This window comes from Desulfosporosinus shakirovi (assembly GCF_020595055.1).
In the GTDB taxonomy this organism is placed as follows: Bacteria; Bacillota; Desulfitobacteriia; order Desulfitobacteriales; family Desulfitobacteriaceae; genus Desulfosporosinus; species Desulfosporosinus shakirovi.
Genome location: NZ_JAJDOO010000008.1, coordinates 42,657 through 56,255 on the forward strand (window position 1 = coordinate 42,657; position 13,599 = coordinate 56,255).

A 13,599-nucleotide genomic window follows, 5' to 3' on the forward strand; every position below is an offset into this window, starting at 1 on the left:
ATCGTTATGTTTGTTGTGCGAAACACCCGGTAGCGTGGAGTTGCTGCCGGGTGGCTGGCATAATATAAATAAAATAGCGCTCTCGTGCTCTAGAGGAATCTAGCGCACTTCAAAGCGTTTAGGAGGTGGCATTCGTGTCAAAAGGAATTTTAGGTAAAAAAATTGGTATGACTCAGGTTTTTACAGCTGAAGGACGTGTGATTCCGGTTACTGTGGTTGAAGCGGGTCCTTGCCCGGTAGTGCAGAAGAAAACGATTGCAACAGATGGCTACAACGCTATCCAAGTGGGTTTTTCTATCCTTCGTGATGGCTTGAGCAATAAGCCTCGAAAAGGACATTTTCAAAAGGCTTCTCTTAAGCCTATGAGATATGTTCGTGAGTTCAGAGTCGCTGATGTCGAGAGCTATGAGATTGGGCAAGAAGTGACTGTAGATCTGTTCACAGTTGGCGACAAAGTTGATGTTGTAGGTACTTCGAAAGGGAAAGGGTTTGCCGGTATGATCAAGCGTCATAACGCAAGTCGCGGACCGATGGCACATGGATCCAAGTATCATCGTCGTTCAGGTTCCCTTGGCGCGAAAGGCCCGGCTCGAGTATTTAAAGGTCGTGAGTTGCCAGGACGTATGGGCGGCGAACGTGTAACGGTACAAAACCTGGAAGTTATCCGGGTTGATATGGATAAAAACTTGATCTTGATTAAAGGGGCTCTCCCTGGAGCGAATAAGTCGTTGCTCATTCTGAAGCCTTCTGTCAAGGCGAAGTAACACTGGGAAAGGAGGAATAAGCAATGCCGAAAGTTCAAGTAGTAAATATGCAAGGCGCAGCTGTCGGAGAAATTGAACTCAGTGAAAATGTGTTTGGAATTACTCCGAATGTCCACGTTCTTCACTCAGCAGTTGTCTCGCAATTAGCAGGAGAAAGACGGGGAACTCAGTCTGCTTTGTTACGCGGTGAAGTTCGCGGAGGTGGACGAAAACCGTGGCGTCAAAAAGGAACGGGCCGTGCACGTTCTGGAAGTACGCGCTCTCCATTGTGGAGGGGCGGCGGTGTAATCTTCGCTCCTAAACCACGTAAATATGGTTTTAAGTTACCTAAAAAAGTACGCCGATTAGCTTTGTACTCGGCTCTCTCTTCGAAAGTCTTAGAGCAACAGCTGATTGTCCTTGATGATTTAAGCATAAATGAGGCAAAAACGCGAGAGATCGTTCAAGTGCTCAAAGCTCTTAATATTGCTAAGAAGGCTATGATTGTGATGGATAATGCTGATGAGGCAGTATTCCGTTCAGCCCGTAATATCGAGGGTGTAAAAGCAATGGATGTAGCTGGAATGAATGTTTTCGACCTGCTTCATTATGACGTTCTAGTGATGACCAAAGCGGCAGTAACTAAAGCAGAGGAGGTGTTGGCGTAATGCGCGACGCACGAGATGTCCTCAAAAGTCCGGTGATATCTGAGAAGTCCGTAGGACTTGTTGAAGAGAATAAATACACCTTCTGGGTAAATCCAGCTGCGAACAAGATTGAAATAAAAGCTGCGGTGGAAAAGATGTTTAAAGTATCCGTAGTGGAAATTCGTACATTATCCGTAAAAGGTAAAATGAAGCGGGTTGGAAAATATCTTGGTAAAACATCGAACCGTAAAAAAGCGATTGCTACGCTTAAAGCTGGAGATAAGATTGAAAACTTCGCGGGCCTGTAAGCAGCTTGAAGCAAAGGAGGATAATGAAGACCTATGGCAATAAAGACTTATAAACCTACCTCTCCAAGCCGTCGGAATATGACTGGTTCGACGTATGAAGAGATTACCAGAACTGAACCTGAGCGCTCTTTAGTCAAACCCTTGACTAAGAAAGCGGGTCGTAATAACGACGGTCGCTTGAGTGTTCGCCATAAAGGCGGCGGACATAAGCGAAAGCTTCGTATCATTGACTTTAAGCGCAATAAAGATGGAATTCCTGCTCGTGTTGCGAGTATTGAATATGATCCAAATCGTTCAGCTAACATTGCATTGTTGTTTTATCAGGATGGCTTTAAAACCTATATTTTAGCTCCCAATGGTTTGAGCGTTGATCAGATGGTTGTTTCCGGTCCGGACTCTGACATTAAAGTGGGCAACTGTTTGCCGCTTCAGAACATTCCGGTCGGTACTTTGTTACACAACATCGAAATGAAACCTGGCAAGGGTGGACAAATGGTTCGCTCAGCTGGTGGATCAGCTCAACTTATGGCTAAAGAAGGATCTTATGCAACCTTAAGACTTCCATCGGGCGAGATGCGAATGATCCGTATTGAGTGCCGAGCAACCATCGGTGAAGTAGGAAATCTTGACCATGAGAACATTAATATCGGTAAAGCTGGTAGATCACGCTGGATGGGCATTCGTCCTACAGTCCGCGGATCTGTAATGAACCCTGTGGATCACCCGCACGGTGGTGGTGAAGGTCGTAACTCAATAGGTCGCAACCCATGTACTCCTTGGGGAAAACCAGCTCTGGGTGCAAAAACCCGCAAGAAGAAGAATCCGTCGAATCGCTTTATTGTGAAGCGGCGCAGTAAGTAGTCGAAAGGAGGCCCATGAATGAGCAGATCTCTGAAAAAAGGACCTTTCGTCGAATCTCGTTTACTCGAACGTGTAGAAGCGATGAACGAATCAGGTGAAAAACGCGTTATTAAGACGTGGTCCAGACGCTCAACAATTTTCCCGCAAATGGTCGGACTCACCATTGCGGTTCACGATGGACGAAAACATGTTCCTATCTATGTTACAGAAGACATGGTTGGGCATAAACTCGGAGAGTTTTCGCCCACGCGCACCTATAAGGGCCATGCTGGTAGCGAAAAATCCAGCGGCTTACGATAATTCGAGAGGAGGTTAAGGCACATGCAAGCAAAAGCAGTGGCAAAATATGTACGTATCTCTCCTCGTAAGGTACGCCAAGTTGTTAATTTGATTCGTGGCAAAAAGATCAGTGATGCGTTCGCAATCCTTCAGTTTACTCCTAATGGATCCACTGATGATGTGACCAAGGTACTGAAGTCTGCAGTCGCAAATGCAGGGCATAATTATGACATGAATGTTGATGATCTGTATATTACTGAAATATGTGTGGATCAAGGACCGACTTTAAAACGTATCAAGCCTCGAGCTATGGGACGTGCTGACCAAATCCGGAAACGGACGAGTCACATTACTGTGGTTGTAGGCGAGAAGAAGGAGGGCTAAACTGTGGGTCAAAAGGTTAATCCCAAAGGCCTCCGCGTCGGAATTATCCGGGACTGGGAAAGCCGTTGGTATGCAGATAAGAACTACATGGAACTTCTTCATGAAGATTTGAAGATTCGTGAGTTCGTAAAGAATAAACTTAAACAAGCGGGATGCCCTAAAGTCGAAATTGAGCGGGCAGCCAGTCGTGTTAAAGTATCTGTCTATGCTGCGAAGCCTGGTATTGTTATCGGACGTGGTGGCACTGAAGTCGAAAATCTGCGCAAACAACTTGAAGCCATAACAGGCAAGCAAGTAGCAGTGAATATCGTAGAAATTAAGAAGCCTGAGCTTGACGCCCAATTGGTTTCAGAAAACATTGCCCTACAACTTGAAAAACGCGTATCCTTTCGTCGGGCCATGAAGCAAACAGTTGGACGGACAATGAGGCAGGGTGCTCAAGGTATTAAAATTCAATGCAGCGGTCGTTTGGCTGGAGCCGAAATTGCCCGAACCGAATGGTATCATGAAGGAAAAGTACCCCTTCATACCCTGCGTGCAGATATTGATTACGGATTTGCCGAAGCCAATACCACGTACGGAAAAATTGGTATCAAGGTTTGGATTTATAAAGGTGAGGTTCTACCCGCCAAAAAGGCCGTCGCTCAGGTGGAAGGAGGAAACTAGATGCTAGTCCCAGCCAGAGTGAAACATCGGAAACAACATCGTGGACGCTTATCAGGTAAGGCTACACGCGGTAATAAAATCACGTTTGGTGAATTTGGCCTTATGGCTATGGAAGCAGGCTGGATTACGAATCGTCAAATTGAGGCTGCTCGTATTGCTATGACCCGTTACATTAAACGTGGCGGTCAAGTTTGGATTAAAATCTTTCCGGACAAGCCTATTACAGCTAAACCGGCTGAAACACGCATGGGTAGTGGTAAAGGGTCCCCGGAATATTGGGTAGCTGTAGTAAAGCCAGGCCGTGTAATGTTTGAATTAAACGGCGTAACGGAGGAACAAGCACGCGAGGCATTACGTCTTGCAATGCATAAACTCCCGATCAAGTGCAAGTTCGTTACCCGTGCAGATCAAGAAGGAGGTGACGCAAATGAAAACTAAGGATTTCCGAGATCTAACTAATGAAGAAGTATTAAAGGAAATCGACGAGTTCAAAACAGAACTGTTTAATTTGCGTTTCCAATTGGCAACGGGACAATTAGATAACCCGATGCGAATTCGTGAAGTCCGCAAAGGAATAGCCCGCGGTAAAACGATTCTTCGTGAGCGCGAGTTAAAGATTGAACGTGCCTAAGGTGAGAAAGGAGGCATTTTAACGTGGAAAGAGCCCAACGTAAGGTTCGATCTGGCAAAGTTGTCAGTGACAAGATGAACAAAACTGTCGTTGTGTCAGTTGAGATCACGGAGAGTCATCCGATTTATAAAAAATCAATCACACGCACAAAGAACTATAAGGCTCATGACGAGAACAATGAAGCCCGCATCGGGGATACTGTCACGATCATGGAAACACGCCTCTTAAGTAAGGATAAGTGCTGGCGCGTAGTTGAGATAACTCAGAGATCAATTGCTCTCTAAATCTTTGATATTTAGTTCGGAAGGGGGTCAATGGAATGATCCAAGTACAAACTAGGCTTAGAGTTGGTGACAACTCAGGCGCTAAAGAGTTGATGTGTATTCGTGTGCTAGGCGGTTCAATGCGCCGATATGCAACGATTGGAGATATTATTGTTGCTTCTGTTAAACAAGCAACGCCAGGGGGCGTTGTCAAAAAGGGAGACGTTGTTAAGGCTGTAGTAGTACGAACGAAGAAAGAAATTCGGCGTACCGACGGATCTTATATACGGTTTAGCGAAAACGCGGCAGTCCTCATCAAGGATGACAAAAGTCCTCGCGGCACCCGTATCTTTGGACCAGTAGCGCGCGAGTTGCGTGATAACTACATGAAAATTATTTCCTTAGCACCGGAAGTTATCTAAGACCCATGATGGGTGGAGGTGAAGAAAGTGGCTGCTACTAAGCATAAGGTACAACCTAGCAAGATACACGTTAGAAAAGGCGACTATGTCATGGTAATCAGCGGCAAGGATGCCGGCAAAAAAGGCAAAGTCATTGATGTGATTCTTAAGAAGGGCCGTATAGTGGTTGAGAAGGCCAACATGATCAAGCGTCATACAAAACCTTCTCAAAGCATGCCTCAAGGCGGCATCGTTCAAAAAGAAGCTCCAATGGCCAGCTCGAATGTAATGTTATATTGCCAAGAGTGTAAATCCGTGACTCGTGTCAGTTATAAGGTAATGGAAGACGGTAAATTCCGCGTCTGTAAAAAGTGCGGTGTGAATCTACCGGATAAACACTAATCGCGAAAGGAGGGACCTTAGTGGCTCGTCTGCATGATAAATATTTAACCGAAATAGCTCCTGCCTTACAGCAGAAGTTTGCTTATAAAAATGTGATGCAAATTCCTAAAGTTGATAAAATCGTTATCAATATGGGTGTTGGTGAAGCGGTTCAAAACTCCAAAGCGATTGATTCTGCGGTTGGCGATCTTATGAAGATTGCTGGACAAAAGCCGATTGTCACACGAGCTAAGAAATCTATTGCGGCATTTAAACTTCGCGAAGGAATGCCCATTGGTTGCAAAGTCACTTTACGTGGTCAACGTATGTATGAATTCATGGATCGACTCTTAAACGTGGCGTTGCCTCGTGTTCGAGACTTCCGCGGTATTTCAGCAAAGGCGTTTGACGGACGTGGAAATTACACGTTGGGAATCAAGGAGCAACTGATCTTCCCTGAAATGGAGTACGATAAGATCGACAAGCTTCGTGGGATGGATGTAGTCTTTGTAACAACGGCAAAAACCGATGAGGAAGCGCGAGAGTTGCTTCGCGGATTCGGAATGCCATACCGTGATTAGAGAAAAGGAGGTTCAAGAACGTGGCTAAGACATCAATGGTTGTCCGCCAAAATCGTGGACAAAAATTCGCAGTACGTTCGCATAACCGTTGCAAGCTTTGTGGACGTCCCCATGCTTACATGCGGAAATTCGGAATTTGCCGGATTTGCTTCCGGGAGTTGGCTCACAAAGGGGAACTTCCTGGAATCACGAAGGCCAGTTGGTAAAACATTGTAAGGAAGGGGGACGACTGAAGTGTCAATGTCAGATCCGATAGCAGATTTTTTAACTCGTATCCGCAACGCGGGAATGGTTTATCACGATAAAGTTGAGGTGCCAGCATCTCGTATTAAAAGAGAGCTTGCGGAATTGCTTAAATCAGAAGGGTACATCAAGGATGTAGAATTCATTGCCGACGACAAACAAGGCGTGATTCGGATGTATTTGAAATACGGTCCAAACCGTGAGCGTGTTATTACCGGGCTGAAGCGGATAAGCCGTCCGGGACTGCGTGTTTATGCGAAAAAGGATGAAATTCCGAAAGTCCTTGGTGGACTTGGAGTCGCAGTTATTTCAACATCCAAGGGGATAATGACAGATAAGAAAGCCCGAAAAGAGGGCCTTGGTGGAGAAGTAATCTCCTACATTTGGTAATTTTCTAAGGCGGAGGTGCAATGAATGTCCAGAATTGGCAAGCGCCCCATTGGAATACCCAGTGGTGTGGACTTCAAAATAGAGAGTAACGTTGTTACCGTTAAGGGTCCAAAAGGCACCTTAACAAGAGAGATTCATTCATTAATGAACATTGCCGTAGAAGACTCACAAATCATTGTTACACGGCCAGATGATCAACCTTTAAGCCGTTCTCTGCATGGACTGACTCGCACGTTAATCGCCAACATGGTAGAGGGCGTTACGAATGGGTTTACCAAGGGTCTGGATATGGTTGGGGTTGGATATCGTGCTGCGAAGCAAGGAAACAAGTTGGTTTTAACGGTTGGAAAATCACACCCAGTTGAACTTACTCCCTTTGAGGGGATTGACTTTGAAGTTCCTGCACCCAATAAAATTTTGGTTAAAGGAATGGATAAAGAACTCGTTGGTGCTTTTGCCGCTGTTGTTCGATCCGAACGACTGCCTGAACCCTATAAAGGCAAAGGTATTAAATACGAAGGGGAAGTCATCCGTCGTAAAGTAGGTAAGACAGGTGGCAAAAAAGGTGCCAAGAAGTAATACAAATTAGGCAAGGGCAAAATCTCTTGCCAACGTGAAAGGAGTGTGTTCCCTTTGATTAAGCGCATTGATCGTAAGGCTATTCGCTTGAAAAAGCATAAAAGTATCCGCAAGAATGTTATCGGAGTTGCCGAGCGTCCTCGCTTAGCAGTGTTTCGGAGCTTGAATCATATTTATGCTCAGGTTATCAATGACGAGCTCGGAGTAACACTTGTTGCGGCTTCTTCTCTCGATCCAGAGTTCAAAGCAGCAGAATTGTCAGGTGGTAACACCGCTGGCGCTCAAAAGGTTGGCGAACTGGTTGCGAAGAAAGCCCTTGAAAAAGGAATTACGCAAGTAGTATTCGATCGTGGAGGAAATATCTATCACGGCCGAATCTCAGCATTGGCGGAATCAGCGCGAGAAGCTGGACTCAGCTTCTAAGCTTGGGTAAAGGAGGAATTTTCAAATTGGCGAAGTTCGAAGCTAATAAATCAGACATGATTGAAAAGGTTGTTCATATTGCCCGTGTGGCCAAGGTTGTTAAAGGTGGACGCCGCTTTAGCTTTAGCGCTCTGGTTGTGGTCGGAGACGGCAACGGACGTGTTGGTGCTGGACTGGGAAAAGCTGGAGAAGTTCCTGAAGCAATTCGTAAAGGAATCGAAGATGCTAAAAAGAATCTCATAAGCGTTCCTATGCACGGAACCACTATTACTCATCCCATCAATGGAATATTTGGTGCGGGACACGTGCTGTTAAAGCCGGCTTCCAAAGGAACTGGAGTTATTGCTGGAGGAGCTGTTCGTGCAGTTCTCGAGGTTGCCGGAGTTCATGACATTCTAACGAAGTCATTGGGTTCAGCAAACCCGCATAATATGGTTAATGCGACGATGACAGCCTTAAAATCTCTCAAACGTCCAGAAGAGATTGCCAAACTCCGAGGCAAGACCGTAGCAGAAGTTCTAGGTTAAGGAGGGTTGGTCATGAAAATTAAAGTGACACTAACAAAGAGCCCAATCGGATATTCTAAAGCACAGCACAAAGTGTTACAAGCACTTGGCTTGGGAAAAGTTGGATCAAGTGCAGTTCATGAAGACAGTCCTGGGATTCTGGGAATGGTTCATAAATGCATGCATTTGGTAACGGTAGAAACACTAGCTCAATAGAAGGAGGTGTAGGCCAGCATGAAATTGCATGAACTAAAGCCTGCTGAAGGATCAACACATGCACCTAAGCGCTTGGGTCGCGGCATTGGTTCCGGACATGGTAAAACTTCCGGCAAAGGACACAAGGGGCAAAATTCGCGAGCAGGCGGTGGAGTACGTCCGGGTTTTGAAGGTGGACAAAATCCTCTGTTTCGCAGAGCGCCAAAGCGTGGCTTTAATAATATTTCCAGAAAAGAAATTGTTGCATTGAATGTTCGTGACTTAGAACGTTTTGAAGATGGTACCGAAGTTACGATTGAAAGCCTCTTTGAAATTGGTTTGATCAAAGCCGCTAAAGATGGCGTTAAGATTCTGGCAACAGGGGACTTGACCAAAGCACTGACCGTCAAAATTGACAAAGTCAGCCCAGCAGCGGCAAAGAAGATAGTTGCGGCGGGTGGAAAAGTAGAGGTGGAGTAGGATGGCTGTCGATTCCCTGAAGAATGCATGGAATGTAGCGGATCTCAGGAAGAAAATCGGTTATACTTTGCTGATGTTCTTGATTTTTCGTATCGGAGCACATATTCCAACTCCCTTTATTGATCGAGAAATGCTGAACCAAATGTTTGGTTCGGGTGCCATGATGAATTTCATGGACACGATTTCTGGAGGATCCTTTAAAAGTTTATCTGTATTTGCTTTGAGTATTACCCCCTATATTACCGCATCCATCATTCTTCAGCTTCTGACGATTGTCATTCCCTCGCTTGAACGGCTTTCTAAAGAGGGCGACTATGGGCGTAAGAAGATAACACAGTATACGCGATATAGTACCGTTGCTCTGGGATTCATTCAAGCATTTGGACTTACCTACGGGATCAGGGCTGCAGTTAATATCCCCAGTCCAGCTATGAAATGGCCGACATTCCTGCTGATAGCACTTGTTCTAACAGCTGGAACCGCCTTTCTAATGTGGCTCGGAGAGGCAATCACCGAGAAGGGGATTGGAAACGGTATCTCACTCATCATCTTTGCAGGAATTGTTTCAAGAGTCCCATCAGCAATTACATCCTTGTTTGAGATGTTAAGGGTAGGGGAAATCAATGCTCTCTCACTTATCGGATTGTTGCTCATCGTTGCCTTTATCACAGCGGGCGTTATTTATGTTCAAGAAGGGCAACGCCGTGTAACAGTTCAATATGCGAAGAGAGTAGTCGGTCGTCGAGTGTATGGAGGCCAAAGCAGCCATATTCCGCTCAAGGTTAACCAAGCAGGGGTTATCCCAGTAATTTTCGCAATGTCCTTGCTTGCTTTTCCACAGACGATTGCGTCTTGGACGCCGACATCAGGTTTCGCAAGATTTGTCAACACATGGTTTACTATGAATGGCAGCATTACCTCAATCCCATACCTACTGCTCTACGGTGCGCTCATATTATTCTTCACGTACTTCTACACTTCTATCACCTTTAACCCAATTGATGTAGCTGATAATCTGAAGAAGTATGGGGGATTCATTCCCGGCCTTCGACCTGGGCGACCAACGGCAGAATATTTGTCTAAAGTATTAAACCGTATAACTCTCGCAGGTGGTTTATTTCTAGCTTTGATTGCAGTCCTACCGACACTAGTTATTGGACTTACAGGACTCAAGAACATCTATTTTGGTGGAACATCCCTTCTGATCGTGGTTGGGGTTGCGCTCGATACGATGAAACAAATTGAATCCCAACTTATGTCGAGGCATTATCAAGGATTTATGAAGTAAGAGGAGGAAGAGCAATGAAGATAATATTAATGGGTGGCCCAGGTGCAGGTAAGGGAACGCAGGCAAATCCGCTCGTGGAACGTTTCCATTTCCCACATATTTCAACAGGGGACATGTTTAGAGCAGCTATTAAAGAGGGAACTGCCTTAGGCCTTAAGGCTAAATCCTTCATGGATGCAGGCGGCTTGGTTCCTGATGAAGTGACAATTGGGATTGTTGAGGAGCGGTTAGCACTGCCTGATTGTGCGGACGGATTTCTTCTTGATGGATTTCCACGGACACTTGCTCAAGGCAGTGCTTTAGCTGGTATTTTAGAGCGCCTTGGCATGAAGCTCGATGGTGTTATCAACATTGAAGTTGACGAAGAGGTGTTAATTCCCAGATTAACTGGACGACGTGTATGCCGGAAATGCGGATCTTCTTACCATATGATCTTCAACGCTCCTAAGCAAGAAGGAGTTTGCGGTCAATGTGGAGGAGAGCTTTATCAGCGTTCTGATGACACTGTTGAAACAGCTAAGAATCGCTTAAATGTTTATAATACGCAAACAGAACCTTTGATAGCTTTTTACGAGGAAAAGGGACTGTTGAAGCGTATTAACGGGGATCAACCAATTGACCAAGTGTTTCAGGATATTCTGAAAGCTTTGGGCTAATCAGCATGATTGAGCTGAAAAATGCGAACCAATTAGTTCTAATGCGTAATGCAGGGCGGATCGTGGCTGAGACACTTGCCCTTATCCGTGAGCACGCTAAGCCCGGTGTTACAACACTGGAACTGGATCGCATAGCTGAGAAATATATTCGTGCGCAGGGTGCCATACCAGCGTTTAAAGGATATAATGGTTTTCCCGCAACGCTGTGTACCTCTGTAAATGAACAAGTAGTTCATGGAATACCCGGTTTAAGGATTCTAGAATCTGGAGATATTATAAGTATAGATTGCGGTGCACTCATTGAGGGTTACTTTGGAGATGCGGCTGTGACTTTACCAATTGGAGAAGTTGGTGAAGACCTCCAAAAACTTTTGAGAGTGACTGAAGAGTCCTTGATGCAGGGTATTGCACAAGCTAAAGTAGGCAATCGCCTTTATGACGTCTCTAATGCGGTTCAAACGCATGTTGAAGCAAATGGGTTTTCAGTAGTGCGCGATTATGTTGGGCACGGGATTGGAAAAGCCATGCATGAGGATCCTCAGATCCCGAATTTTGGCAAACCAGGCCGGGGGCCACGACTCGAGGTTGGTATGGCCTTGGCTATTGAGCCCATGGTGAACATGGGTACGTATGAAGTGCAGACGCTAAAGGATCGCTGGACTGTGGTTACGAAAGATAACCGGCCATCGGCCCATTTCGAGCACACAGTTGCAATTACGGAAAATGGCCTAGAAATTCTAACTCGATGTTAGGTGCGAGGCGTAGGGAATGCCAGAGGAGGGGTAAATAATTATGTCAAAAGAAGACGTGATTGAAGTTGAAGGTAAAGTTTTAGAGCCGTTGCCAAATGCCATGTTCCAAGTTGAGTTGGCAAATGGACACAAGGTATTAGCGCATGTCTCTGGAAAAATCCGCATGAATTTTATTAGAATTCTGCCGGGAGATCGGGTCACTGTGGAGCTTTCCCCTTATGATCTGTCTCGAGGAAGAATCACATACAGGTTTAAGTAATGACCAAAGGGAGGGATTACAGTGAAAGTAAAGCCTTCTGTTAAAAAGATCTGTGAAAAATGTAAAATTATTCGTCGCCATGGTAAAGTCATGATCATTTGTGAAAATCCGAAACACAAGCAACGACAAGGCTAAAAAGTTTCGGTTGCGCGGCTGATTGGGGAAAATCTCCAATGCACCGATTTTATATTGTTTCCAGAACTGAAATAGTGGAGGTGTAAATTTTAGATGGCACGTATCGCTGGAGTTGACTTACCGCGCGAGAAACGTTTAGAGATAGCTTTGACCTATATTTTTGGGATAGGGCTACCAACTTCACATAAGATTCTCGCTAAAACGGGTGTAAGCCCGGATGTCCGAGTGCGTGACTTGTCAGAAGATGAAGTCAGCAAGCTTCGGGAATTTATTGATAAAGAGATTAAAATTGAAGGCGACTTGCGTCGCGAAGTTTCCCTCAATATCAAACGTCTTATGGAAATTGGTTCTTATCGCGGGCTGCGCCATCGTCGCGGACTTCCGGTTCGAGGGCAACGCACGAAAACCAATGCCCGAACCCGTAAGGGCCCGGCTAAGACCGTTGGAGCAAAACGTAAAAAGTAATAAGGGGGGATAACCGAGATGGCACGTAAAGTTGTCCGGACAAAACGCCGGGAACGCAAGAATATTGAAAGTGGAATTGCTCATATCAAATCTACTTTCAACAATACCATGGTGACCATTACGGATACCAGCGGGAACGCACTCTCCTGGTCCAGTGCAGGTTCTCTTGGATTTAAGGGTTCTCGTAAGAGTACACCTTTTGCAGCCCAAATGGCTGCCGAAACCTGTGCTAAAGTTGCAATGGAACATGGCTTAAAAGATGTTGAATGCTATGTAAAAGGACCTGGAGCTGGACGAGAAGCTGCTATTCGAGCCCTGCAAGCTGCAGGTTTAGAAGTTAATTTAATTAAAGACGTGACACCGATTCCACACAATGGCTGTCGGCCACCGAAACGCAGAAGGGTATAGGAGGTGTGTAATCATGGCTAGATATACTGGACCAGTCTGTCGCTTATGTCGTCGTGAAGGAATAAAGTTATTCCTTAAAGGAGAACGCTGTTATACTGGTAAGTGCGCGATCGACCGTCGTGCTTACGCCCCTGGCCAACACGGCCAAGCCCGTGCAAAGAAGCCCACTGAGTATGGTCTTCAGTTGCGAGAAAAACAAAAAGCACGCCGCATGTACGGCGTCATGGAAAAACAATTCCGTAGTTATTTTGACGAGGCTGCCCGTCGTAAAGGGGTAACCGGTGAAAACTTGTTGGTTCTGCTGGAACGTCGACTTGATAATGTCGTTTTCCATTTGGGTTTTGCATCATCGCGCCCAGAAGCTCGTCAACTCGTTAATCACGGTCATTTTACCGTAAATGGTAAAAAAGTTGATATCGCTTCCTATTCGGTACGTGCTGGTGAAGTCATTGCTGTCAAAGAAGGCAGTAAGAGCTCGCCACGTATTAAACAACTCCTCGAAAACCTGGGTTCCCGAACAGTCCCCGGTTGGTTGAGCTTGGATGCCAATACTGCTGCTGGAACTGTAGTTGCACTGCCTACTCGTGAAGATATTCAACTGCCTATCCAAGAACACCTCATCGTGGAGAAATACTCCCGTTAATGTTGACGTTCAACCCATTTGGGTCGGATGGT

The 13,599-nt window shown here is 45.6% G+C and carries 28 protein-coding genes; all 28 read left to right on the top strand.

Annotation, left to right across the window (positions count from 1 at the left end):
• Positions 1-134 precede the first annotated feature (134 nt).
• The 28 genes from rplC to rpsD all read left to right on the top strand — a co-directional run bounded on the left by rplC (position 135) and on the right by rpsD (position 13,567).
• Positions 135-764, top strand: coding sequence for a 50S ribosomal protein L3 (gene rplC, locus LJE72_RS08915; RefSeq protein WP_312038909.1), 630 nt, complete (start codon positions 135-137; stop codon positions 762-764).
• 23 nt (positions 765-787) lie between these two features.
• Positions 788-1,411, top strand: a complete 624-nt coding sequence (rplD, locus tag LJE72_RS08920) for a 50S ribosomal protein L4 (RefSeq protein ID WP_229247252.1) — start codon at positions 788-790, stop codon at positions 1,409-1,411.
• Positions 1,411-1,698 (top strand): 50S ribosomal protein L23, encoded by a 288-nt coding sequence (gene rplW / locus LJE72_RS08925; protein WP_073032191.1) that lies wholly within the window; start codon positions 1,411-1,413, stop codon positions 1,696-1,698. The genes rplD and rplW overlap by 1 nt, the downstream gene beginning before the upstream one ends.
• 33 nt (positions 1,699-1,731) lie before the next feature.
• On the top strand, positions 1,732-2,559 hold the full coding sequence (rplB, locus tag LJE72_RS08930) for a 50S ribosomal protein L2 (RefSeq protein ID WP_073032190.1): 828 nt from the start codon (positions 1,732-1,734) through the stop codon (positions 2,557-2,559).
• A gap of 18 nt (positions 2,560-2,577) precedes the next feature.
• Positions 2,578-2,859 carry a 30S ribosomal protein S19 gene (gene rpsS / locus LJE72_RS08935; protein WP_040411748.1) on the top strand — a complete coding sequence of 94 codons (282 nt, stop codon included), beginning with the start codon at positions 2,578-2,580 and terminating at the stop codon, positions 2,857-2,859.
• Positions 2,860-2,880: 21 nt separating this feature from the next.
• Positions 2,881-3,222, top strand: a complete 342-nt coding sequence (gene rplV, locus LJE72_RS08940) for a 50S ribosomal protein L22 (RefSeq protein WP_073032186.1) — start codon at positions 2,881-2,883, stop codon at positions 3,220-3,222.
• 3 nt (positions 3,223-3,225) lie between these two features.
• A complete protein-coding gene (gene rpsC / locus LJE72_RS08945) occupies positions 3,226-3,888 on the top strand; it encodes a 30S ribosomal protein S3 (RefSeq protein WP_073032184.1) in 663 nt (220 codons plus the stop codon).
• Positions 3,889-4,326 (top strand): 50S ribosomal protein L16, encoded by a 438-nt coding sequence (rplP, locus tag LJE72_RS08950; protein ID WP_073032182.1) that lies wholly within the window; start codon positions 3,889-3,891, stop codon positions 4,324-4,326.
• On the top strand, positions 4,316-4,519 hold the full coding sequence (gene rpmC / locus LJE72_RS08955; protein ID WP_014901242.1) for a 50S ribosomal protein L29: 204 nt from the start codon (positions 4,316-4,318) through the stop codon (positions 4,517-4,519). The genes rplP and rpmC overlap by 11 nt, the downstream gene beginning before the upstream one ends.
• A gap of 23 nt (positions 4,520-4,542) precedes the next feature.
• Positions 4,543-4,803, top strand: a complete 261-nt coding sequence (gene rpsQ / locus LJE72_RS08960) for a 30S ribosomal protein S17 (RefSeq protein ID WP_229247253.1) — start codon at positions 4,543-4,545, stop codon at positions 4,801-4,803.
• Positions 4,804-4,838: 35 nt separating this feature from the next.
• A complete protein-coding gene (rplN, locus tag LJE72_RS08965; protein WP_073032178.1) occupies positions 4,839-5,204 on the top strand; it encodes a 50S ribosomal protein L14 in 366 nt (121 codons plus the stop codon).
• A 27-nt stretch (positions 5,205-5,231) separates the two neighbouring features.
• Complete coding sequence (gene rplX, locus LJE72_RS08970) at positions 5,232-5,585, top strand: 50S ribosomal protein L24 (RefSeq protein ID WP_312038910.1); 354 nt, start codon at positions 5,232-5,234, stop codon at positions 5,583-5,585.
• Between the two features lie 20 nt (positions 5,586-5,605).
• A complete protein-coding gene (rplE, locus tag LJE72_RS08975; RefSeq protein ID WP_073032174.1) occupies positions 5,606-6,145 on the top strand; it encodes a 50S ribosomal protein L5 in 540 nt (179 codons plus the stop codon).
• 20 nt (positions 6,146-6,165) lie between these two features.
• A complete protein-coding gene (locus LJE72_RS08980) occupies positions 6,166-6,351 on the top strand; it encodes a type Z 30S ribosomal protein S14 (protein ID WP_045574846.1) in 186 nt (61 codons plus the stop codon).
• A gap of 28 nt (positions 6,352-6,379) precedes the next feature.
• Positions 6,380-6,778, top strand: a complete 399-nt coding sequence (rpsH, locus tag LJE72_RS08985; RefSeq protein ID WP_073032173.1) for a 30S ribosomal protein S8 — start codon at positions 6,380-6,382, stop codon at positions 6,776-6,778.
• 24 nt (positions 6,779-6,802) lie between these two features.
• On the top strand, positions 6,803-7,357 hold the full coding sequence (gene rplF / locus LJE72_RS08990) for a 50S ribosomal protein L6 (protein ID WP_073032170.1): 555 nt from the start codon (positions 6,803-6,805) through the stop codon (positions 7,355-7,357).
• Positions 7,358-7,411: 54 nt separating this feature from the next.
• Complete coding sequence (rplR, locus tag LJE72_RS08995; protein WP_229247254.1) at positions 7,412-7,780, top strand: 50S ribosomal protein L18; 369 nt, start codon at positions 7,412-7,414, stop codon at positions 7,778-7,780.
• A gap of 56 nt (positions 7,781-7,836) precedes the next feature.
• Positions 7,837-8,307, top strand: coding sequence for a 30S ribosomal protein S5 (gene rpsE, locus LJE72_RS09000; protein ID WP_373887458.1), 471 nt, complete (start codon positions 7,837-7,839; stop codon positions 8,305-8,307).
• 12 nt (positions 8,308-8,319) lie between these two features.
• Positions 8,320-8,502 (top strand): 50S ribosomal protein L30, encoded by a 183-nt coding sequence (gene rpmD, locus LJE72_RS09005; RefSeq protein WP_073032164.1) that lies wholly within the window; start codon positions 8,320-8,322, stop codon positions 8,500-8,502.
• Positions 8,503-8,520: 18 nt separating this feature from the next.
• Complete coding sequence (gene rplO / locus LJE72_RS09010; protein ID WP_229247255.1) at positions 8,521-8,961, top strand: 50S ribosomal protein L15; 441 nt, start codon at positions 8,521-8,523, stop codon at positions 8,959-8,961.
• 1 nt (position 8,962) lies between these two features.
• Entirely contained in the window at positions 8,963-10,249 is a 1,287-nt protein-coding gene (secY, locus tag LJE72_RS09015; protein ID WP_229247256.1) for a preprotein translocase subunit SecY, read from the top strand.
• 14 nt (positions 10,250-10,263) lie between these two features.
• A complete protein-coding gene (locus tag LJE72_RS09020; protein WP_229247257.1) occupies positions 10,264-10,905 on the top strand; it encodes an adenylate kinase in 642 nt (213 codons plus the stop codon).
• 5 nt (positions 10,906-10,910) lie between these two features.
• Positions 10,911-11,657, top strand: coding sequence for a type I methionyl aminopeptidase (gene map, locus LJE72_RS09025; RefSeq protein ID WP_073032156.1), 747 nt, complete (start codon positions 10,911-10,913; stop codon positions 11,655-11,657).
• A 40-nt stretch (positions 11,658-11,697) separates the two neighbouring features.
• Entirely contained in the window at positions 11,698-11,916 is a 219-nt protein-coding gene (infA, locus tag LJE72_RS09030) for a translation initiation factor IF-1 (RefSeq protein ID WP_007778476.1), read from the top strand.
• 21 nt (positions 11,917-11,937) lie between these two features.
• Positions 11,938-12,051 carry a 50S ribosomal protein L36 gene (rpmJ, locus tag LJE72_RS09035; RefSeq protein ID WP_007778480.1) on the top strand — a complete coding sequence of 38 codons (114 nt, stop codon included), beginning with the start codon at positions 11,938-11,940 and terminating at the stop codon, positions 12,049-12,051.
• A 93-nt stretch (positions 12,052-12,144) separates the two neighbouring features.
• Entirely contained in the window at positions 12,145-12,516 is a 372-nt protein-coding gene (gene rpsM / locus LJE72_RS09040; RefSeq protein WP_073032155.1) for a 30S ribosomal protein S13, read from the top strand.
• An 18-nt stretch (positions 12,517-12,534) separates the two neighbouring features.
• Complete coding sequence (gene rpsK, locus LJE72_RS09045) at positions 12,535-12,924, top strand: 30S ribosomal protein S11 (protein ID WP_007778485.1); 390 nt, start codon at positions 12,535-12,537, stop codon at positions 12,922-12,924.
• A 13-nt stretch (positions 12,925-12,937) separates the two neighbouring features.
• Positions 12,938-13,567 carry a 30S ribosomal protein S4 gene (rpsD, locus tag LJE72_RS09050; protein ID WP_229247378.1) on the top strand — a complete coding sequence of 210 codons (630 nt, stop codon included), beginning with the start codon at positions 12,938-12,940 and terminating at the stop codon, positions 13,565-13,567.
• Positions 13,568-13,599 lie beyond the last annotated feature (32 nt).

What these genes read in the sequence shown, in the direction of transcription:
- rpsD (WP_229247378.1), top strand. Translation starts at nt 12,938, where the DNA reads ATGGCTAGATATACTGGACCAGTCTGTCGCTTATGTCGTCGTGAAGGA.
- rplO (WP_229247255.1), top strand. Translation starts at nt 8,521, where the DNA reads ATGAAATTGCATGAACTAAAGCCTGCTGAAGGATCAACACATGCACCT.
- secY (WP_229247256.1), top strand. Translation starts at nt 8,963, where the DNA reads ATGGCTGTCGATTCCCTGAAGAATGCATGGAATGTAGCGGATCTCAGG.
- rpmD (WP_073032164.1), top strand. Translation starts at nt 8,320, where the DNA reads ATGAAAATTAAAGTGACACTAACAAAGAGCCCAATCGGATATTCTAAA.
- rpsM (WP_073032155.1), top strand. Translation starts at nt 12,145, where the DNA reads ATGGCACGTATCGCTGGAGTTGACTTACCGCGCGAGAAACGTTTAGAG.
- rplV (WP_073032186.1), top strand. Translation starts at nt 2,881, where the DNA reads ATGCAAGCAAAAGCAGTGGCAAAATATGTACGTATCTCTCCTCGTAAG.
- rplN (WP_073032178.1), top strand. Translation starts at nt 4,839, where the DNA reads ATGATCCAAGTACAAACTAGGCTTAGAGTTGGTGACAACTCAGGCGCT.
- rpmC (WP_014901242.1), top strand. Translation starts at nt 4,316, where the DNA reads ATGAAAACTAAGGATTTCCGAGATCTAACTAATGAAGAAGTATTAAAG.
- LJE72_RS09020 (WP_229247257.1), top strand. Translation starts at nt 10,264, where the DNA reads ATGAAGATAATATTAATGGGTGGCCCAGGTGCAGGTAAGGGAACGCAG.
- rplB (WP_073032190.1), top strand. Translation starts at nt 1,732, where the DNA reads ATGGCAATAAAGACTTATAAACCTACCTCTCCAAGCCGTCGGAATATG.
- rplD (WP_229247252.1), top strand. Translation starts at nt 788, where the DNA reads ATGCCGAAAGTTCAAGTAGTAAATATGCAAGGCGCAGCTGTCGGAGAA.
- rpsE (WP_373887458.1), top strand. Translation starts at nt 7,837, where the DNA reads ATGATTGAAAAGGTTGTTCATATTGCCCGTGTGGCCAAGGTTGTTAAA.
- rplW (WP_073032191.1), top strand. Translation starts at nt 1,411, where the DNA reads ATGCGCGACGCACGAGATGTCCTCAAAAGTCCGGTGATATCTGAGAAG.
- rpsK (WP_007778485.1), top strand. Translation starts at nt 12,535, where the DNA reads ATGGCACGTAAAGTTGTCCGGACAAAACGCCGGGAACGCAAGAATATT.
- map (WP_073032156.1), top strand. Translation starts at nt 10,911, where the DNA reads ATGATTGAGCTGAAAAATGCGAACCAATTAGTTCTAATGCGTAATGCA.
- infA (WP_007778476.1), top strand. Translation starts at nt 11,698, where the DNA reads ATGTCAAAAGAAGACGTGATTGAAGTTGAAGGTAAAGTTTTAGAGCCG.
- rplF (WP_073032170.1), top strand. Translation starts at nt 6,803, where the DNA reads ATGTCCAGAATTGGCAAGCGCCCCATTGGAATACCCAGTGGTGTGGAC.
- rpsS (WP_040411748.1), top strand. Translation starts at nt 2,578, where the DNA reads ATGAGCAGATCTCTGAAAAAAGGACCTTTCGTCGAATCTCGTTTACTC.
- rplP (WP_073032182.1), top strand. Translation starts at nt 3,889, where the DNA reads ATGCTAGTCCCAGCCAGAGTGAAACATCGGAAACAACATCGTGGACGC.